Here is a 19,502-nt window from a genome sequence, read left to right on the forward strand (position 1 = left end):
ATTAGCCCTGGCGTGCCTTGAAGCGACGGTTGGTCTTGTTGATGACGTAGGTACGGCCACGACGACGGATCACGCGGTTATCGCGATGGCGATCCTTGAGCGACTTCAGGGAATTGCGGATCTTCATGATCGATTCGCTTCTTTTCAATTCTAGGTGTGCGGAAAGACGGGATCGCCTAATGGCGGGGTGTGTCCAAGTCAAGCAACGGACGCGTTCGTACCACCAGGAGGGCATCCCATCCGGGAACCCACTCGGCCGGTCCGAGCGTTACTGTAGCGCAACATTCTAAGGAAGTCCCGATGGCGGTTCGTTCGATCCTGGTCCTGGCGCTGGCAGGCGCATCCCTCACCGCGTGCGCGACCGGCCCGTCGCTGCCGCCGACCGAGGTGCTGCGCTATCATCTCGGCGAGCCGATCGAACGTGGTACGATCGGGGTCCAGCCGCTCACCGGCGGCGGCCCTGCCAGCCTGGAGTTCAAGACCTATGCCGCCGCCGTGCAGGGCGAGTTGCTCAAGGCCGGATATAGCGTGCCGATGGCAGGTGCAAAGCCGCTGCTCGTCGCGACCGTCGGCTTCGCGCGCACCACGCAGGCCGGCCCGCCCAAGCGGTCGCCGATCAGCATCGGCCTCGGCGGCGGCGGCTTCAGCGGCGGTCGTGGCGGTGGCGGCCTCGGTCTCGGCGGCGGGGTCGGCTTCCCGATCGGCGGCGGGGGGAGCACGGCGATCCTCGTCTCCGAACTGTCGGTGACGATCAAGCGTACCGCCGACCAGTCGCCCGTCTGGGAAGGCCGCGCACAGACCTTCGCCGATGCGCGCAAGGAGGATGCGACGACCGATATTCAGGCCGGGAAGCTCGCCCGCGCGCTGTTCATGGGGTTCCCCGGTGAGTCTGGGCGCACTATTCAGGTGAAATGAACGCCGAAACCATGACCCCCGTCGCCATCAATGCCGCCTTTGATGGTGGCAACATCCGTGTTGTCGCCATCGAGGGAGACCGAATCGACCTGGAGATCGTGACGGACTTCCAGTCCGACTTTTTCCAGTGGTTCTATTTCCGAGTGGCGGGGGCGGCCGGCCGTACACTCACCTATCGCATCCTCAATGCAGGCAAGTCGGCGTATCCGTTCGGCTGGCCGGGCTACAAGACGCGCGCCAGCACCGATCGGCAGGCGTGGCGGATGATCGAGACGCGCTATGCCGACGGCATGCTCGAATTCGACTTCACCGCCGACACCGATCTCGCCTGGTTCGCCTATTTCGCGCCGTACACGATGGAGATGCACGAGGCGGTGGTGGCGCGCACCGCGTTGCAGCCTGGCGTCACGCACCGCGAGCTCGGCCAGTCGCTCGACGGGCAGGCGATCGATTGCTTCACGATCGGGTCGGGGCCGAAGCAGGTCTGGATCTATGGTCGCCAGCATCCCGGCGAATCGATGGCCGAATGGTGGATGGAGGGCGCGCTCGAGCGGCTGACCGATTCGGCCGATCCGATCACGGCGGCGCTGCTGACCAAGGCGACGTTCAACGTCGTGCCGAACATGAATCCCGACGGGACGCGCCGCGGGCATCTGCGCACCAATGCGATCGGCGTGAACCTCAACCGCGAATGGCATACGCCGACGCCCGAGAAGAGCCCCGAAGTGCTCTGCGTCCGCAACGCGATGGACCAGACCGGCGTCGACGTCGCCATGGACATCCACGGCGACGAGGCGATCCCGGCGAACTTCATCGCCGGGTTCGAGGGCATCCCGTCCTGGACCGACGCGCACGGCGAGAAATTCTACGACTATGGCCGGCGGCTTGCGGTGCACACGCCCGATTTCCAGACCGAGAAGGGCTATCCCAAGTCCGCGGCCGGCTCGGCGAACCTGTCGATGTCGACCAATCAGGTCGCCGAGCGGTTCGGCGCGGTGTCGATGACCTTGGAAATGCCGTTCAAGGATCACGACGCCAACGCCGATCCCGCGTTCGGCTGGTCGCCCGAGCGCTCGAAGCGGCTCGCCCATGCGATGTTGGAGACGCTCGCCGACATGATCGACGATATATAAAGCTATATCAATGACTTAAGGGGGCGTCGTAAAGCGCAGGCGGCACACTGAACGGCGATCTTGGTGTAACCTTATCCTAACCTTTGCCGGCCCCCTCTTCCTACCAGCCTCCCTTGTCCCGACTTTTGCAGGAGCCCCGATGCCCACTCTCGTCCTGATCCGCCACGGCCAGTCCACCTGGAACCTCGAGAACCGCTTCACCGGCTGGTGGGACGTCGACATGACCGCCAAGGGCGAGGCCGAGGCCAAGGCCGCCGGCGAGCTGATGGCCGCCAAGGGCCTCGATTTCGACCAGACCTTCGTCAGCCTGCAGACCCGCGCGATCAAGACGCTCAACATCGCGCTGGAGGCGATGGGCCGGCTCTGGCTGCCGGTCGAGAAGGACTGGCGCCTCAACGAGCGGCACTATGGCGGGCTCACCGGCCTCGACAAGGCCGAGACCGCGGCAAAGCACGGCGACGCGCAGGTCCACACCTGGCGCCGCAGCTTCGACATCCCGCCCCCCGTGATGGAGGACGGCAGCGAATTCGACCTGTCGAAGGACCGCCGCTACGACGGCATCGCGATCCCCAGGACCGAGAGCCTGAAGGACACGATCGACCGCGTCCTCCCCTATTGGGACGCCCGCATCGCGCCAGCCCTGAAGGACGGCCAGCGCATCCTGATCTCCGCCCACGGCAACTCGCTCCGCGCACTGGTGAAGCACCTTTCGAACATCCCAGACGACGAGATCACGAGCCTCGAGATCCCGACCGGCCAGCCGATCGTCTACGAACTCGACGCCGACCTGACCGCGACGGACCGCTACTACCTGAGCGAACGGTAAGTCGCGCCTAGCGACTAACGCCACCCCGGCCCCCGTTACCACCCCGGCGAAGGCCGGGGTCCAATTGGAAAGGTGGATATAACGGAGCGCTGAGCCTCGTTAGAAGCGTCCCCCAATTGGGCCCCGGCCTTCGCCGGGGTGGGGAGGTGGTGTGCGGGATAGCGTGTGGCGGGCATGTCGACCCGGCGAACAACTACCCCCAACACCCGTTGCCCTTACCCCCCCACGTCGCTAGGCACGGCGCTCCTTCGATCTGGGGACGACCGTGGCATTAGTCGGCATCATCATGGGCAGCACCTCCGATTGGGAGACGATGCGCCACGCCGCCGAGACGCTCGACACGCTCGGCGTCGCGTACGAGACCAAGGTCGTCTCCGCGCACCGCACGCCGCAACGCCTCTACGACTATGCGACCACCGCCGCAGACCGCGGCCTGAAGGTCGTGATCGCAGGCGCGGGTGGCGCGGCGCATCTTCCCGGCATGGCTGCCGCGATGACGCACCTCCCGGTGCTCGGCGTGCCCGTCGAATCGAAGGCGCTGAAGGGCATGGATAGCCTGCTCTCGATCGTCCAGATGCCCGGCGGCATCCCGGTCGGCACGCTGGCGATCGGCAAGCCCGGTGCGATCAACGCGGGGCTCCTCGCCGCGGCGATCCTGGCGACCGCGGACGATACGCTGGCCGAGCGCCTGAAGGCCTGGCGCGCGGCGCAGACCGACGGCGTCGCCACCGACCCTATCTGAAAGACGACAGCATGACCCCGCTTCCCCCCGGATCGACCATCGGCATCCTCGGCGGAGGCCAGCTCGGCCGCATGCTCGCGACCGCCGCCGCGCAGCTCGGTTATCACACGCACGTGCTCGCTCCCGACCAGGAGAGCGTCGCCGCGCAGTCCGCCTCGACCATGACGCGCGCCGACTACCACAACCGCATCGTCCTCGCCGACTTCGCCGACGCCTGCGACGTCGTGACCTACGAGTTCGAGAACATCGCCGTGCAACCGGTCGAATGGCTCGCCGAACGCGTCCCCGTCCACCCCAGCCCGCGCGCGCTGAAGGTGGCGCAGGAGCGGATCGGCGAGAAACGCTTCGTGGAGAGCGTCGGCGGCCGTCCGGCACCCTGGGCGGCGGTCGACAGCCTCGACAGCCTGCTACGCGGCCTGGAGGCGGTCGGCACCCCCGCTGTGCTCAAGACCGCGCGCTTCGGCTATGACGGCAAGGGGCAGGTCAAGATCGATACCGTCGAGGCGGCGCAGGCCGCCTGGGACGCGATCGGCGGCCCCGCGGTGCTCGAAGCCTTCATCCCCTTCGACCACGAGTTCTCGATCCTGATCGCGCGCGGCCATGACGGGCACACGGTACGCTACGATCCGCCGCTCAATCTCCACCGCGACGCCATCCTGCGCCACTCGACCGTCCCAGCACCCGCTGCGGTATTGGCGCAGTCGGAGGAGGCTGCGGCGCTGGCCGGGCGGATCGCAGCGGAACTCGACTATGTCGGCGTGCTGGCGTGTGAGTTCTTCGTCGGCGCGGACGGCCCGGTGTTCAACGAGATGGCGCCCCGTGTTCACAATTCCGGGCATTGGACGATCGAGGGCGCCGAATGCTCGCAGTTCGAAAACCACATCCGCGCGATCTGCGGCCTGCCCCTGGGTGCGACGACGCTGACCGGCCGTGAAGCGACGATGGAAAACCTGATCGGCAACGATGCCGATCGCTGGGCGGGGTTCCTCGCCGAACCCGGCGCGCATCTCCACCTCTACGGCAAGGGCACCGCGCGACCCGGCCGCAAGATGGGCCACGTCACGCGTATCGTCCGCGCTTAACGCTGCCACGCAGCCCTTCCGTTCGTCCCGAGTAGCCGTCGAGTAGCCCTGCAAGGGTGTATCGAGACGGCGTATCGAGGGACTGGTTGGCGCGCGAAGCCCATGCTTCGATACGAGCCCTCGATACGCTTCTACGAAGCTACTCGGTCTCTACTCAGCACGAACGGCGAGAGAGCAGCAGGGGGGGGTAAAAAAATGGTGCCCGGAGACGGGGTCGAACCGCCGACACTGCGATTTTCAGTCGCATGCTCTACCAACTGAGCTATCCGGGCACGTCCGGTCTGGGACCGGAGAAGCGTCCGACCTTGCGATCGGAAGGGCGCGTTTAGTCGGCGTCTTCGGCGCTGTCCAGCCCCGTTTGCGATATCGGCCGGCCGGGAATGCGATAGCCTTCGCCGAGCCACTGCAACAGGTCGCGGTCGCGGTGGCGGCTCGAGCAGAACGGCTTGTACTCAGGCACTGCGGGCTGGTCGCAGATCGGGCATTTGACGGTCGGCATCAGGCGCTCTCCAGTTCGTGGACGACGCCTGTACGGCGCGCGAGTTCCGCCAGCCACACCGGGCGCGCCATCAGGCGGGCATGGACGCCGGCGGGCAAGGTGTGGCGGCGGGAGGCGGTCGGCGGCGTCCGTTCGAGCGTGCGGAGCGCCGCGCGGGTCGCGGCACCGACCGGATCGCTGCGCAGGATCTCGGGAATCGACGCGCGCGGGCGGGGCCGGACGATCTGCAGGAACCCGAAGCCGTTCATCGCGGTCCGCTCAAACGGTTGCGGGAGCGATTCGTCGATCGCCACGGCCACGGCGTTGCGCTGTGCCTTGCCCTGTAGCGTCGGGAAATCGATGCCGACCGAGCCGCCGATGCCGTGCCGGCGAATCGCGCGGGCAACGGCGTGGGCGGCGGCAATGGCCAGCCCGTCGAGCGGTGGCGCGCCGTCGACGTCGAACAATGTCATCGCAGGGGTCGGCGACAGGCGGAGCGCGCCGAGCGGGAAGACGATCTCGCCGCTCATCGCCTCGTCGAGCAGTTCGGACCAGCCTGCCGCCTCCAGCGCGTCGGGTTCGTGCGCGCGCGGGCAGCGGATGGGCAGGCCGGTCGCGACGAGGCGCTCGTACAGCGCCGGGGCAGGGCAGGGGGCCAGATCGGTCGGCACCGCCTTGGCGAGCTTGGCGCGACCGGCTTCGGGCAGCGCCTCGCGGACGATCTCGACGGTCAGGCTGGAGCCTTGCGTGATGCCGGCCGGGAGGTGGTTGATGAGAGCCTCGCCGCCGTCGAGAACGACGCGACCGCGTCGGCCCGGCAACAGCTCCACGAGCCGCGCACGGGCAACGAGGCCAACCTTCAAACTGCTATCGTCGTCCAGTTCGATCGCCGCTTCGACGATCGCGTCATTGTCCACCAGCGCGGCGCGGGCCTCGCCGATGCCGGCTTCGTAGAGCCATTCAGGCAAGCGCAACGCCTGCGGTCTTCAGCAGCGCGCGCGTTTCGAACAGCGGCAGGCCGACGACCCCCGAATGACTGCCCGACAGGAACCGCACGAACGCCTCGGCGCGACCCTGGATCGCGTAGCCGCCCGCCTTGCCGAGCCCTTCGCCGCACGCGAGATAGTCGTCGATCTCGGCAGAGGACAACGGCTTGAACGCGACGATCGTGTCGGCGATCCGCGTCCGGACCTTGCCGGTCGCGTCGATCACGCAGACAGCGGACAGGCAATGGTGGCGGCGCCCCGACAGCTTGCCGAGCAGGTCGCGCTGGATCTCGAGCGTGTCGGCGGGCGGCAGGATGCGACGGCCGAGCGCGATCGTCGTGTCGCCGGCCAGGACGATCTCGCCCTCGGCACGCGCGACCGCGCTGGCCTTCTCGACCGCGAGGCGCAGCGCATAGACGCGCGGCGGCTCGGCCTTGCGCGGCGTTTCGTCGATGTCGGGGGATGCCACGCGCGATGGCACGACCCCGAGCCGCGCGAGCAGATCGCGGCGGCGGGGCGAGGAAGATGCCAGGACCAGCATGGGTGCCTCGTGATAAGAAGCGGCAGGCGCCGGAGCGCCCACAGGCTTATTTGAAGCGGTAGGTGATGCGACCCTTGGTCAGATCGTACGGCGTGAGTTCGCACAGCACCTCGTCACCGACCAGCACGCGGATGCGGTTCTTGCGCATCTTGCCGGCGGTATGACCGAGAATCTCGTGGTCGTTTTCGAGCTGGACCCGGAACATCGCGTTGGGGAGCAGTTCCACCACGCGGCCGCGCATCTCGAGCAGTTCTTCCTTGGCCAAATATAATCTCTGAATTGGGGGAATTTCGGGACGAGCGCCCTTACCGCAGGTTCGCGAAAAAGGAAAGCTGGACACGCAACGGGAAACGCTCGCGATATTGTCGCGGACGTCATTCCCTGCTCGCCCCTGCGATATGGTACGAAATTGCGATCCGACAATGGGGACTAGCGCTTTTCGGCAATGCGCTCATGCCGCGCGGCGAAGGGTGTGGCGATCCCCGTCCGCGGCGACATGACCGAGCCGAGTAAGTGCGGCGAGCGTGGCGGCGATCCGCGGACGTACCTTTCGGCCTTGCGCATAGCGGCGTGCGATCTCGTCGCTCGTCAGCCCTGCGCCACCACGCAGGTCTGCCAGGACCGCGGCAGTCTGGCCGATCGCATCGCGCGGGAAATAGGGCTTTCTGAGGGCCATGACGGGAAGGTCGGCGTCGATCTGTTCGGCACGAGTCGACAGCGGCAATGCGGTCAATCCGGCCCGCGCGATCTGATAATCGGGCCGTAACCAGCGTACCCGACCGGCCTTCTCCTCGGCATGGCGCTCGGCGTTGAGCGCGACGAGACGCGCGACGATCGCGGTGTCGTCGATCCCGACGGGCCAACCATAGGCGGCCGTGACGGCCGCATCCAGATGGTGGTGGAGCTGCGCGAGTATGTCGACACGACCACGCAGGCGGGCGTCTGCGTCGGCGTGCGACAGCGGCGCGCCGACGGTGATACGGCCATGCAGATTGTAAAGTTCGGTCAGGGTCAGATCGGGCTGCTCGGCGAGCACGGCCTTGCGCGTCGCGTCGAGCTCTTCTGCCAGCGCGCCGATCGTCTCGCGCTGGTCATCGGTCGGGTCGGGAAACGGAAACGGGTCGACGATTCGCGACTTGGTGTAGCGGTGGCCCTGCTCGAACCGAGCGACGCCGATTAGCCCGCAATTGGCATAGGTCCATTGCAGGTGCGCGCGCGACGAGAGCACGCCCAGCGAGAATCCGTCGTCCAGCGCCATGCAGACCAGCATGTTGTCCGGCAGGATCGCGCTATCGAGGAACTGGAAGGTGCGATGCTTGGATGTCTCGACGGTGGCGATGTAGCGATCGAGCCCCGCGAGTGCGGGGCGAAAATCGCCGCGCGGCTCGCCGAACAGCCACCATTTCTCGCGGTAGCTCGGGCGGTTGTTCGTCACGCGGCCGGGGCGGACGGAAACGAGCAGATGCTGGTAGATTTCCGGAAAGCGCCGGCGAATCTCATCTTCCTCCAAGCCGAGCAGGTCTATCGCCATCAGGTCGCGCGACTGCGCGGTAGCGTCGCGTCCGTTTAGATAGGGCCGGACATAGCGGTCGAGCCCGTCCCGCCGGCCGAGCCCGAGATAATCGGCGTGTGCCGCGGTGATCGCAAAACCGCGACCATGGAGTTTGACGCCGGGCGAGGCGATCCCGGCATTGGCGATCAAGGGCTTGGTGCGTGTGGTATCGGTGCCGGTGGTCAGGTCGGCGTGGATTCTACCCGCCGTTTCGATGAACGTGAGAGACGGCGTATCCGTGTCGAGCGCGGATTCCTGTGCGATCGTCAGCCGCACGCCCTCCATGGTCCCGGCAACTGCGACGGTGATCGCGATCCGCACCGCGGCGGCATCGCGCGTCGCGCGGGTCCAGGGATGGTCGGGAATCGCCATGACCAGACTGAGCGGTGACGATCCCTCGAGGTGGGCGGCAATCACGCGCCGGCTGAAATCCTGCGTGATCGAGTTGGTCGTGACAAAACCGAAGCGTTTTAACCGTGCGCCTTTGCGGGTGAGCGTCCGCGCCGCCATGTCCCACCAGTACATGACGAGATCCGCGGATCGGTTGATCGTCGGGTGCGCCTCCCACAGCGCGGCCACGTGGCGATCGCCCAATCTTGCGCGAAGGTCCTTGCCACCGATGAAGGGCGGGTTGCCGACGATATAGTCCGCCCCAGGCCAAGGCGCGGGGCGGGGATTTTTCAGCGCGCCATCCTCCCCGGCGCCGTCATGCGCGAGAACCGCGTCCATCGTTGCGATGTTGTCGAGCTTTTCCAGCACCGGATCGGCGATCGTCCGGCGGTTGCGCAACTGCCATTGGAGATAGCCGAGCCACAGCACGAGCTCCGCGATCGCCGCCGCACGCGGGTTCAGTTCGAGTCCCAGAAAATGGCGCGGGTGGACGGTGGCGGTCTCCAGCGCGAGCGCTTCCTGGCCGCCAAGGTCGGCGAGCACTTCGAGCACGTCGCCCTCCAGCCGCTTCATCAGTTCGAGCGCGACGTAGAGGAAATTGCCCGTGCCACAGGCGGGATCGAGCACCGTCGTAGCGGCAAGGCGTTCGTGGAAATCATGCACCGCGCGGATCGCCGCGGCGGGGCGCGACAGTCGCTCGCGCTCGACCGTACCGAGCACCTGCGTCTCCCATTCACGTTGGAGCGGCTCGATGATCGTCGCGATGACCAGCCGCTCGACATAGGCGCGCGGCGTGTAGTGCGCGCCGAGGCGGCGCCGTTCGACCGGATCGAGCGCCTGTTCGAGCAGCGTCCCGAAGATCGCCGGCTCGACTTCGGTCCAGTCGTGGCGCGACGCTTCGAGCAGCTCGCCGATCTCCTCGCGACGCAACGGAATCGCGGTGCGCTCGGCGAACAGCCCGCCGTTGAAGCGACGCACCTTGCAGCGCATCGCCAGCGAATAACCGCCAGTGTTCATCGCGCTCCACAGATCCTCCAGCATCGGCGCGAAGCTCGAGGGATTGTCGCTTGCGTCGGCCAGCATCTGCGTGAAGCTGCCGCGATCGAGCAGATCGGCGCGCTGCGCGAACATCGTGAACAGGCAGCGCATCAGGAAATGCGCGACGGGCTCGGCGGCGTGGCCGCGGTCTTCGAGCCGTTTGCTCACTTCCGCGAGGCGGCGCGCGATGTCGCGCGTGACGATCGCGGCGTGGCGGGCGGGATCGAGCGCATGCGGGTCGAGCCAGATCTGCCGCAGGCGCTCGCGGATTCTTGGGTCATGCAGGTCGTCGAGATACAGGCGGAAGCCGGCGCGATCGGGGAATTGCCGGTACGCCTTGCCCTGGCCGGAGAAGTCGGCGAACAATTCGATCGCGTGGCCGACGTCGCAGACCAGGATGAACGGCGGCCAGCCGTGATCGGTCGGCAGCGCCCGCGCATATTGCTCGGCCTGTTCGCGGGCGTTGCGCATGAGCACGTCCCAGCTTCGATGCGCGCTGCGGCGACCGCGGCGGTCGGCGTCTGGCAAGATCGGCAAGCCGGGGAGTGATGGCTGTTCCAATGCCCTCCCTGCATCGGCGACCTCTTTAGTGCCGCCCCGTTCGCGGCTCTGCTTGGCTTCGAGGACGAAACAGCCGCGGCGATAGAGGTCGATCCGACCGTTGCGCTGGACGCCTCCGATATCCTGCAGCCGGACGGCACGTTCGAAGACATAGTCGTTGCGGTCGTGCGTCGCATCGGCGGGGTCGGGCACGGGCACGTCGATCAGCCGGCAGAGTTCGGTGAGGAAAAGGGGAAAGTTGGCGCGCTCGGCCCCGCCTTCATTGGCCCTCCAGCGAGCGACGAAGGTGTCTATCACCGTCGAAGAGGGGGCGTCGGAAAAAGCTGCGACCGGACTGTTCATCCGATCGCAGCGTAAGTGTGTTCACCTGCCCGTCATCCGGAGGTAGGTGCGATAAGGACCAAATCCGCGAATGTTCTGCGCCCGACTGCTCCGAAACGGATCAGCCGGCCCCGCCGCCCGCCAGCGCCGCCAGCAGCAGCAGCGCGACGATGTTGGTGATCTTGATCATCGGGTTCACCGCAGGACCCGCCGTATCCTTGTAGGGATCGCCGACCGTGTCGCCGGTAATCGCCGCCTTGTGCGCTTCGGACCCCTTGCCGCCGTGGTTGCCGTCCTCGATATATTTTTTGGCGTTGTCCCACGCGCCGCCGCCGCTGGTCATAGAGATCGCGACGAACAGCCCGGAGACGATCACGCCCAACAGCATCGCACCCAGCGAGGCGAAGCCCGAGGCTTGGCCGGCGACCGCGGTAATGATAAAATACACCGCGATCGGCGACAGCACCGGCAGCAGCGAGGGCACGATCATCTCGCGGATCGCGGCCTTGGTCACGAGATCGACGGTGCGCGCATAATCGGGGCGGCTGGTGCCGAGCATGATGCCGGGGTTGGTGCGGAACTGTTCGCGCACTTCCTCGACGACCGCGCCGGCTGCGCGACCGACCGCGGTCATCCCGAACGCGCCGAACAGATACGGGAGCAGCGCGCCGAGCAGCAGCCCGACGATGACGTACGGATTGCTCAGGCTGAAATCGACAGTGACGTCGGGAAAATACGTCGCGAGATCGGTGGTGTAGGCGCCAAAGAGCACGAGCGCGGCCAAGCCCGCCGAGCCGATCGCATAGCCCTTGGTCACCGCCTTGGTGGTGTTGCCGACCGCGTCGAGCGCGTCGGTCTTCTGCCGCACGTCGTCGGGCAGGCCTGCCATCTCTGCGATGCCGCCGGCGTTGTCGGTGACCGGGCCGTACGCATCGAGCGCGACGACCATGCCGGCCTGGGCGAGCATCGCGGTCGCGGCAAACGCGATGCCGATGATTCCTGCGAGTTGGTACGCGACGACCACCGCCACGACGATGACAAGCGTCGGCATCGCGGTCGATTCGAGGCTGATCGCGAGGCCCTGGATGACGTTGGTGCCGTGGCCGGTCTCTGACGCCTTGGCGATCGACTGGACCGGGCGGTGGTTGGTGCCGGTATAATATTCGGTGATCCAGACGATCAGCCCGGTCACGACGAGCCCGATCATCATCGACCAGAACAGGTCCATGCCGGTAAAGCTCTGCGTCAGCGACGGCGCGGCCTGCGTGGTCAGGTCGTCGGTCGCGGGATCGAGGAAGCCCGCGCCGCCGATCACGCGGTCGAGGTCGCCGAGTACGTATGTCGTCGCGAGATAGATCGCCGGGATCGACAGGATCGTCGACGTGAAGAAGCCTTTGTAGAGCGCCCCCATGATCGTGCCGCCACCGAGGCGAACCATGTAGGTGCCGATGATCGAGGTTATGATGCAAACGCCGCCGACGAGCAGCGGAAGCGTCATCAGCCGCATCAATTCGGCGCCGCTCGCCTGGATCAGCAGCGCGATCGAGATCATCGTCACGCCCAGCGTCACGACGTACGTCTCGAACAGATCGGCAGCCATGCCCGCGCAATCGCCGACATTGTCGCCGACATTGTCCGCGATCACCGCCGGGTTGCGGGGGTCGTCCTCGGGGATGCCCGCCTCGACCTTGCCGACCAAATCCGCGCCGACGTCCGCCGCTTTGGTGAAGATGCCGCCGCCCAATCGCGCGAAGATCGAGATCAGCGATGCGCCGAATGCCAGTGCGGTCAGCGCCTCGACGATGATCCGGTCGTTTGGCGCATGGCCGGCGGGACCGGTGAGGTACCAGAAGAACGCGCTGATCGCGAGCAGGCCGAGGCCCGCCACGAGCATGCCGGTGACCGCGCCCGACCGGAACGCCATCGTCAGGCCGGCCTGCAACGACGTGCGCGCGGCCTCCGCGGTGCGGACGTTGGCGCGGACCGAGATGTTCATGCCGACATAGCCGGCGACGCCCGACAGCACCGCGCCGATAACGAATCCGATCGTCGAGATGTATCCGAGCGTGACCATGAGGATGACCGCGACGATGACGCCGACGATCGCGATCGTGGTGTATTGCCGCCCGAGATAGGCCTTCGCGCCCTCCTGGATAGCGGCGGCGATGTCCTGCATCTTTGCGTTGCCGGGGGAGGCGGAGAGCACCTGTCGACTGGTGACGAAGCCGTACAAGACGGCGATCACGCCGCAGATCATGGCCAAATAGACGGTCGTCATACGGCGCTATCCCTATTCTGGTTCCTCCCCGGTCCCGGCTTTGCCGGGTTCCAGACGTGGAGCCTATCAGTGCGGAGACATTGCGCAAGCTATGCGCGGGGCGCGTGCTCGTAGCCGAGGCTGGCGGGAAGCGGGACGGACGTGCCGGCGTTGTGCAGGCTGAGGCCGGACCCCTGCGAGAATTTACCGACGCACGTGGCATCGGTGACGAAGCCCGCAGGTGCGGCGAACAGCAATTGATAATCGTCGCCGGCGATCGCGGCGGCGAGTCTGTCGCCCGAAAACGCGCGATAGGCGTCCGAAAGCGGGGTGCAGGCGAGATCGATCGCGATAGCAAGACGGCTCGCTCGGGCCATGCGGGCGGCGTCGATGAGCAGGCCGTCGGACACGTCCATCATTGCATGGACCTGCGGCGCGAGGATGCGGCCCTCGGCGAGGCGGGGGTGCGGGCGGCGATAGGCGGCGAGCAGCTCGGGCGGGCCGTGCGCGCCGCGCGCGATGGCAAGGCCCGCGCCCGCGTCGCCGATCGTCCCCGTGACGTACAGCGCATCGCCGTCTCGCGCGCCGCTACGGGCCGGTGCTGCGGCGTCGCTGCCGAACGCCGTGACAGTCAGGATACGCGGCGCGTGCGGTGGGAGCGTGACGGTGTCGCCGCCGATGATCTGCGTGTCGAACGCGGTCAGGGCCTCGTGCAGACCCTGGAGGAATGCATGGTCCCACGCGTCGTCGCCGAGCGGGTAGTTGAGCAGTATGCCTTCGGGTTTCGCGCCCTTGGCGGCCAGATCTGAGAGGTTGGTGGCGACCAGCTTCCACGCGACGTCTTGCGCGGGGTCGGTCGGGAGAAAGTGGATCCCCTCGACGAGTGTATCGGTCGTAACAACGAGCGCGCCGACATCGATCAGCGCGGTATCGTCGAGCAGTCCGCGCGCCGCCGGGTGGAGCGGGAGGCGGCGAAGCGCGGCGATGAACTCGGTTTCGGTCATTCTACTGCTCCCTCTCCCCTGCGGGGAGAGGGCTGGGGTGAGGGGCTGCCACACAGCGCTCCGCCCGGAACAGCACCTCACCCCGACCCTCTCCCCGGAGGAGAGAGGGAGTTTTCAGGCCCGCACCTCTTTCGCGATCGCATCGAGCAACCCGTTCACGAACCCCGATTCGCGCTTGTCGTAGAATGCGTGCGCGACGTCGACATATTCGCTGATCACCGCGGCGACCGGCACGTCCTGGCGCGCGAGCAGCTCGTAGGTGCCGACGCGGATGATCGCCTTCATCGGCTTGTCGAGCCGCGCGAGCGTCCAGCCCTTGGCGAGCTTGCCCTCGATCAGGACGTCGATCTCGCCCGCGCGGGCGTTGGTGCCGGTCACCAGATCGTCGAAGAAATCGACATCGGCCTCGGCATATTCGACGTCTTCGATCGTCGCGCCGAGCCGGTGCTGGTGGAATTCGTTCAGCAGGACGGGCATCGCGGTGCCCTCCATCTCGTGCTGGTAGGTCGCCTGGACGGCGGCGAGGCGAGCGGCGGCACGCGCCTTGGTGCGGGGGGCGGTTCGAGTCATAAGCGGTTGCCTGTAGGCGCGGGGGCGTTGCGTGTCAGCCCTTTGCTTTTCACGCGGAATGGGAAGAATGTTGGTTCACGTGGAGGCGCGGAGGCGCGGAGGCGCGGAGGCGCGGAGGCGCGGAGATGTTGCGTGCGGCGCAGCCGCTTCGACCTCTTCATCCGCTAGTGATTGAAAGACCGCTACGCGGCAAGGTCGACACCTCCGCGTCTCCGCGTCTCCGCGTCTCCGCGTCTCCGCGTCTCCGCGTCTCCGCGTCTCCGCGTCTCCGCGTCTCCGCGTCTCCGCGTGAACAAATCTATCTGTTGAGCCGCAATCGCAACGCCACCGATTTTGCGTGCGCAGGGAGCCCTTCGGCGTTGGCAAGCGCGACGGTAGCGGGGCCGAGTTCGCGCAACGCCGCTTCGTCCAGAGCCAGGAAGCTGGTGCGCTTCATGAAGTCAAGCACCGACAACCCCGATGCAAACCGCGCACGACGGCCGGTGGGGAGGACGTGGTTCGGGCCGGCGACGTAATCGCCGATCGCCTCGGGCGTGTAACGGCCGAGGAACACCGAGCCGGCGTGACGGATCCGGTCGAAGAATCCCTGTGGATCGGGAATCGCCAGTTGGAGATGCTCCGCGGCAAGGCGGTCGACCAGCGGGATCGCATCCGCAAGCGTCTCGACGACGATGATCGCGCCGTTATTGTCCCATGCCACGCGCGCGACCGTGCCGGTGGCGAGTTCGCCCAACTGGCGGTCGACCGCGGCGGCGACCTTGTCGGCGAACGCGGCATCGTCGGTGAACAGGATCGATTGGGTCGACGGGTCGTGCTCGGCCTGGCTGAGCAGGTCAGCGGCGGTCCATTCGGGGTCGTTGAGCGCGTCCGCGACGACCACGATTTCGCTCGGGCCGGCGACCATGTCGATGCCGACGACGCCGTAGACCTGGCGCTTGGCTTCGGCGACCCAGGCATTGCCGGGGCCGGTGATGACGTCGACCGGCGTGATCCGGCCGGCGCCATAGGCGAGCGCGGCGACCGCCTGTGCACCACCGATGCGCCACACTTCGTCGACGCCGGCGAGATGCGCGGCGGCGAGGACGAGCGGGTTGATCTGGCCATCGGGGGTCGGCGTTACCATCGTCAAACGTCCAACGCCGGCGACCTTCGCGGGGATGGCGTTCATCAGCAGCGACGACGGATACGCCGCGCGTCCGCCCGGGACGTAGATGCCGGCGGCGTCTACGGGGAGCCAGCGTGCGCCGAGACGGACGCCCGCCGAATCGACCGAGTCGCTGTCGAGCGGACGTTGCTTCTCGTGATAGACACGGATGCGGGTGGCGGCGAGTTCGAGCGCGGCGCGCAGGTCCGGATCCAGCGCGTCGAACGCGGCCTTGCAGTCGGCGGCGTCGATCTGCCAGCCGGTAGTCTCGAGATCGTGGCGGTCGTGCTTCTGCGTCAGGTCGCGGATCGCTGCTTCGCCATCGCGGCGGACCGCGGCGATGATTGCGGCAACGTCCTGCGTGACGCCCGCGTCGGACTCACGGCGGTCTTCGACGAGCGCGGTGAAGGCCGTGGCGAAGTCCGCGTCGGTGGTGTTGAGGCGGATCATGCCGCTTGCTCCTGCTCAACCGCCCGGCGGAACGCCTCGACCAGCGGCACGACGCGGCTGCGGGTCTTCATCGCGGCACGGTTGACGACCAGGCGGCTAGTGACCTCCATGATCGTCTCGACCTCGACCAGGCCGTTTTCCAGCAGCGTGCGACCCGAGGAGACGAGGTCAACGATGCGCGGCGCCAACCCCAAAGTTGGTGCCAACTCCATAGCGCCGTTGAGCTTCACGCACTCCGCCTGGACGCCGCGAGCCGCGAAATGTGCGGCCGTCACATGCGGATATTTGGTGGCGACACGGACGTGGCTCCAGCCGCGCGGATCGTCCTTCGCTGCCATCTCGGCGGGCTCGGCGACCGACAGGCGGCAATGGCCGATGCCGAGATCGACCGGCGCGTACAGTTCCGAATAGCCGAACTCGGCGATCACGTCCGACCCGACAATGCCGAGCTGCGCGGCGCCGTGCGCGACGAAGGTGGCGACGTCGAACGCGCGCACCCGGATCAGCGAGATCGCCGGGTCGTTGGTCGCGAACCGCAACGCGCGCGAGTTCTCGTCGGAGAACGAGGCTTCCGGATGCACGCCGGCGCGCGCGAGCAGCGGCAGGGCTTCGGCGAGGATACGTCCCTTGGGGACGGCGATAATGATCTGGGACTCTGGCACGCGCCGGGCTTTACGGGTGGGGCCCGGCGCGTGCAACAACCTGGCGCATGGCCAATGAAACCGCGAACCGCGACTGCTTCCACATCCAGGCGGGCTATTGCAGCGCGATGGACGCGCCGATCACCGCGCGCGTCTGCACCGCACTGGCGACGGCGCTCGATCGAGAAAGCGAGACGGGGCGACAAGTGCTCGACTGGCCGGGCGAGCCGGTCGCGGATGCGCTGGCGTTGCGGCTAGTCGGCGGGTTGCACGCGTTGCACCGGGCGGGAGTAGATTCGCGGCTGTCGGCCGTGTTCTCAGGGCAAGACACCGATTCCGCGTCAGTCGGTGCCACACTGAAAGCGACGCTCGCGAAGCATGACGCGGCGTTGCTGCCTTGGCTCGACGGGCCGCCACAAACCAACGAGGCGGGGCGGTCGGCGGGGTTGATGGCCGGGCTGTTGCATCTCGCGCAACGCTACGGGCCAAAGATCGAGGTGCTGGAGATCGGCTCGAGCGCGGGGCTGAACCTGCTGATCGATCGCTATCGGTTCGATCTGGGCGGCGTGATGGTCGGGCCGCCCGACTCGCCGGTGACTATCCGGCCCGAATGGCGCGGCGAGACGCCGCCGGTTGTGCCGGTCGAAATCGTGTCGGCCCGCGGCGTCGATATCCACCCGCTTGATCTGTCCGACCCCGTGGCGGGCGTTCGGTTGGAGGGCTATGTCTGGGTCGACGCGGTCGAGCGGCAGGCGCGGCTGGCGTCGGCGATCGCGATGGTGCGCGACGGCGGCGTCGATCTGGCGGAGGGCGATGCGGCCGACTGGGTCGAGGCGCGGCTGGTCGAGCCGCAGCCCGAGGGTGTCACGCGCGTGCTGATGCATTCTGTGGTTTGGCAATATCTGCCGCCTGCGTCGCGCGAGCGGATCAGGATCGCGATGGACGAAGCGGGCGCGCGGGCGTCGGCGGAGCGACCGCTTGGCTGGGTAATGATGGAGCCGAACCGCGATCTGCATCGCCATGAAGTCCGCGTTCGCGGCTGGCCTGGCGATCGGCCGATGGAACTGGTCGCGCTGACGCACGCGCACGGCGCCTGGGTCGAGGGTCTCGCGCCGCCGTACGAGACGCGCGATTACGTCATGCGGCGCGGTGCGTACGAGGCGGACTAGGAAACGGCCCGGGATCGCTCCCGGGCCGGACCACACTTAGTAGAAGAACCCGTTGTTGACCTGCGCGACGCGACCGTTGCGCGTGTCGACCAGGACGACGTCGCGACCGTAGCGAACCCAGCGCTGATAGCCGTAGCCGGGGCGGGGCAGGCGATACGTCTGGTAATCGTTGATCCAGTAGTTGCGACCATAATAAGCGGGCGCGAACCGGTAGCCGACGGTCACCGGGCGATAGCGATAGCCGCGCGGGCCGACATAGGCCGGACGGCGATAGACGTTGCCATGCGTGCGGCGATAGTCGCGCCAATCTTCACGACGCTCCTGACGGTCTTCGCGCAGTTCCCGGCGGGCTTCGCGGATATCGCCGCGGTTGCCGTAGCGACGGGCCTGCTGCAGTTCGCGCTGGCTCTGTCGGACTTCACGCTGGTCGCGGCGGACTTCGCCGTAGCTCTGCGCGGTCGCGAAGCTGGGCACGAGGGTGGCGGCGGCGACGGCCGCGAGGATGATCTTGCGCATGATTGCTCTCCTGTGTTCGGTGCCGTTTCTGGCGGCATGAAGAGAGATTTGCACCGTTCCCGCTGAACGCTTTCCGAATGCGGTCGTCAGGATTCAGACAGGTCGCAGGCGGGTGGGCGTCCGCGCTTCCCGTCATGCCAGCGAACGCTGGGATCTCCCGGTTCGGGCCACGACTTCCGCCCCGATGAAATCCCAGCGTTCGCTGGGATGACGGGGATCTTCGGCAGGCGCTCCCGTTCAGACGCCCCATGTCCGCATCGCGGCGATCACCGCTTGCGGCTTCTGCCAGGGCACGAAATGTCCCGCATCGACCCGCTCGATCGTCAGGTCTGGGACATAGTCGGCAAGGTCGAGCTGGCTCGGCAGCAGCGCGCTGTCCTGGATCCCCCAGATCACCAGCACCGGCATCGTCGTCGGCGGAAACGGCGCGTCGAGGAACGCGGGGCGCGGCGGCGTCTCGTCCATGGCGGGGACGACGATCGCGCTGGCGCGGTACCAGTTGAGCATCGCGGTGATCGCGCCGGGCTGGCCCCATTCGTCGAGATAGGCGGCCTTGTCCTCGGCCATCGCGGCGAGGTCCGCATGCTTCGAAAAGCTCGTGTCGAAGAAGGTTTCGAGGCCGATCGACTCGACATGCCTTTCGAGATCGGGATTGCGGAAGGCGCGGATATACTGGCTGGCGGCGCGCTGTTCGAGGTCGTCGAACATTGTCCGCTGGAAGACGAGCGGGTGCGGCGCGTTGATGATGACGAGCTTGGCGATCCGCTCCGGGCGGCGCAGCGCCGCCATCCACGCGACCGCGCCGCCCCAATCGTGACCGACCAGCGTGAAGCGGTCGAGCTTGAGGTGATCGGCGAGCGCGATCAGGTCCGCGACGATCTTGTCGGGGGTGTAGCTGTCGACGCCATCGGGTTTCGACGACCGCGCGAACCCGCGCTGGTCTGGAGCCACGACATAATGATCGCGGACTAGGTCCGGGGCGATGTCCCGCCAGGTGCGGTGCGATTCGGGAAAGCCGTGGAGCAGGATCACGGGCGGGTTTGCCGGGTCGCCGGTTATCGCGACATCGAGGTCCACGCCGGTGGACAGCGTGATGCGGGTCAGTTCGGTCATTATTCCCCTCCCGCTGGCGGGAGGGGTTAGGGGGAGGGCCTACCCGTCGCGCTGCCGGTAGATCATGCCCTCC

Annotated in this window: 19 protein-coding genes and 1 tRNA gene; 6 read left to right on the forward strand and 14 right to left on the reverse strand. The window is 67.1% G+C overall.

Going from position 1 to position 19,502, the window contains the following annotated elements:
* Position 1: 1 nt before the first annotated feature.
* On the reverse strand, positions 2 to 127 hold the full coding sequence (gene ykgO / locus EQZ23_RS17340) for a type B 50S ribosomal protein L36 (RefSeq protein ID WP_003046794.1): 126 nt from the start codon (positions 125 to 127) through the stop codon (positions 2 to 4).
* A gap of 173 nt (positions 128 to 300) precedes the next feature.
* On the opposite strand from ykgO, the gene EQZ23_RS17345 reads away from it, so the two are divergent.
* The 5 genes from EQZ23_RS17345 (at position 301) to EQZ23_RS17365 (ending at position 4,698) form a co-directional block, all read left to right on the forward strand.
* Positions 301 to 915: a DUF4136 domain-containing protein gene (locus EQZ23_RS17345; RefSeq protein WP_128455714.1), complete on the forward strand. Its 615-nt coding sequence runs from the start codon at positions 301 to 303 to the stop codon at positions 913 to 915.
* An 11-nt stretch (positions 916 to 926) separates the two neighbouring features.
* Positions 927 to 2,048 (forward strand): M14-type cytosolic carboxypeptidase, encoded by a 1,122-nt coding sequence (locus EQZ23_RS17350; protein WP_128455899.1) that lies wholly within the window; start codon positions 927 to 929, stop codon positions 2,046 to 2,048.
* Between the two features lie 139 nt (positions 2,049 to 2,187).
* Complete coding sequence (gene gpmA / locus EQZ23_RS17355; RefSeq protein ID WP_128455715.1) at positions 2,188 to 2,874, forward strand: 2,3-diphosphoglycerate-dependent phosphoglycerate mutase; 687 nt, start codon at positions 2,188 to 2,190, stop codon at positions 2,872 to 2,874.
* A gap of 286 nt (positions 2,875 to 3,160) precedes the next feature.
* Complete coding sequence (gene purE, locus EQZ23_RS17360) at positions 3,161 to 3,616, forward strand: 5-(carboxyamino)imidazole ribonucleotide mutase (protein ID WP_128455900.1); 456 nt, start codon at positions 3,161 to 3,163, stop codon at positions 3,614 to 3,616.
* 11 nt (positions 3,617 to 3,627) lie between these two features.
* The gene (locus EQZ23_RS17365) at positions 3,628 to 4,698 is read left to right on the forward strand and encodes a 5-(carboxyamino)imidazole ribonucleotide synthase (RefSeq protein ID WP_128455716.1); all 1,071 of its coding nucleotides are present in this window, start codon (positions 3,628 to 3,630) and stop codon (positions 4,696 to 4,698) included.
* A gap of 196 nt (positions 4,699 to 4,894) precedes the next feature.
* Here the strand turns inward: EQZ23_RS17365 and EQZ23_RS17370 are convergent.
* The 11 genes from EQZ23_RS17370 to hisG all read right to left on the reverse strand — a co-directional run bounded on the left by EQZ23_RS17370 (position 4,895) and on the right by hisG (position 16,652).
* A tRNA-Phe gene (locus tag EQZ23_RS17370) sits at positions 4,895 to 4,970 on the reverse strand.
* A gap of 53 nt (positions 4,971 to 5,023) precedes the next feature.
* On the reverse strand, positions 5,024 to 5,197 hold the full coding sequence (gene yacG, locus EQZ23_RS17375) for a DNA gyrase inhibitor YacG (RefSeq protein WP_128455717.1): 174 nt from the start codon (positions 5,195 to 5,197) through the stop codon (positions 5,024 to 5,026).
* On the reverse strand, positions 5,197 to 6,144 hold the full coding sequence (locus tag EQZ23_RS17380) for a ribonuclease (RefSeq protein ID WP_128455718.1): 948 nt from the start codon (positions 6,142 to 6,144) through the stop codon (positions 5,197 to 5,199). Before EQZ23_RS17380 ends, yacG begins: the two co-directional genes overlap by 1 nt.
* The gene (locus tag EQZ23_RS17385) at positions 6,137 to 6,703 is read right to left on the reverse strand and encodes a nucleoside triphosphate pyrophosphatase (RefSeq protein WP_128455719.1); all 567 of its coding nucleotides are present in this window, start codon (positions 6,701 to 6,703) and stop codon (positions 6,137 to 6,139) included. The genes EQZ23_RS17380 and EQZ23_RS17385 overlap by 8 nt, the downstream gene beginning before the upstream one ends.
* A gap of 46 nt (positions 6,704 to 6,749) precedes the next feature.
* A complete protein-coding gene (infA, locus tag EQZ23_RS17390; RefSeq protein ID WP_031441079.1) occupies positions 6,750 to 6,968 on the reverse strand; it encodes a translation initiation factor IF-1 in 219 nt (72 codons plus the stop codon).
* A 186-nt stretch (positions 6,969 to 7,154) separates the two neighbouring features.
* A complete protein-coding gene (locus EQZ23_RS17395; RefSeq protein ID WP_240663657.1) occupies positions 7,155 to 10,541 on the reverse strand; it encodes a DNA methyltransferase in 3,387 nt (1,128 codons plus the stop codon).
* Between the two features lie 145 nt (positions 10,542 to 10,686).
* Positions 10,687 to 12,843 carry a sodium-translocating pyrophosphatase gene (locus EQZ23_RS17400; RefSeq protein WP_128455721.1) on the reverse strand — a complete coding sequence of 719 codons (2,157 nt, stop codon included), beginning with the start codon at positions 12,841 to 12,843 and terminating at the stop codon, positions 10,687 to 10,689.
* Between the two features lie 89 nt (positions 12,844 to 12,932).
* Positions 12,933 to 13,826: a thiamine-phosphate kinase gene (gene thiL, locus EQZ23_RS17405; RefSeq protein ID WP_128455722.1), complete on the reverse strand. Its 894-nt coding sequence runs from the start codon at positions 13,824 to 13,826 to the stop codon at positions 12,933 to 12,935.
* A gap of 114 nt (positions 13,827 to 13,940) precedes the next feature.
* Positions 13,941 to 14,396 carry a transcription antitermination factor NusB gene (gene nusB, locus EQZ23_RS17410; protein ID WP_128455723.1) on the reverse strand — a complete coding sequence of 152 codons (456 nt, stop codon included), beginning with the start codon at positions 14,394 to 14,396 and terminating at the stop codon, positions 13,941 to 13,943.
* Between the two features lie 298 nt (positions 14,397 to 14,694).
* Positions 14,695 to 15,990, reverse strand: coding sequence for a histidinol dehydrogenase (gene hisD, locus EQZ23_RS17415; protein WP_128455724.1), 1,296 nt, complete (start codon positions 15,988 to 15,990; stop codon positions 14,695 to 14,697).
* The gene (hisG, locus tag EQZ23_RS17420) at positions 15,987 to 16,652 is read right to left on the reverse strand and encodes an ATP phosphoribosyltransferase (RefSeq protein ID WP_128455725.1); all 666 of its coding nucleotides are present in this window, start codon (positions 16,650 to 16,652) and stop codon (positions 15,987 to 15,989) included. The genes hisD and hisG overlap by 4 nt, the downstream gene beginning before the upstream one ends.
* Positions 16,653 to 16,699: 47 nt before the next feature.
* On the opposite strand from hisG, the gene EQZ23_RS17425 reads away from it, so the two are divergent.
* On the forward strand, positions 16,700 to 17,800 hold the full coding sequence (locus tag EQZ23_RS17425) for a DUF2332 domain-containing protein (RefSeq protein ID WP_128455726.1): 1,101 nt from the start codon (positions 16,700 to 16,702) through the stop codon (positions 17,798 to 17,800).
* Positions 17,801 to 17,836: 36 nt separating this feature from the next.
* Here EQZ23_RS17425 and EQZ23_RS17430 read toward each other — a convergent pair whose 3' ends face one another.
* Together EQZ23_RS17430 and EQZ23_RS17435 are read right to left on the reverse strand one after the other, a co-directional pair.
* Complete coding sequence (locus tag EQZ23_RS17430) at positions 17,837 to 18,316, reverse strand: RcnB family protein (RefSeq protein WP_128455727.1); 480 nt, start codon at positions 18,314 to 18,316, stop codon at positions 17,837 to 17,839.
* Positions 18,317 to 18,553: 237 nt separating this feature from the next.
* A complete protein-coding gene (locus EQZ23_RS17435) occupies positions 18,554 to 19,429 on the reverse strand; it encodes an alpha/beta fold hydrolase (protein WP_128455728.1) in 876 nt (291 codons plus the stop codon).
* Positions 19,430 to 19,502: the final 73 nt, after the last annotated feature.

This window comes from Sphingomonas sp. UV9 (assembly GCF_004101245.1).
Taxonomy (GTDB): Bacteria; Pseudomonadota; Alphaproteobacteria; order Sphingomonadales; family Sphingomonadaceae; genus Sphingomonas.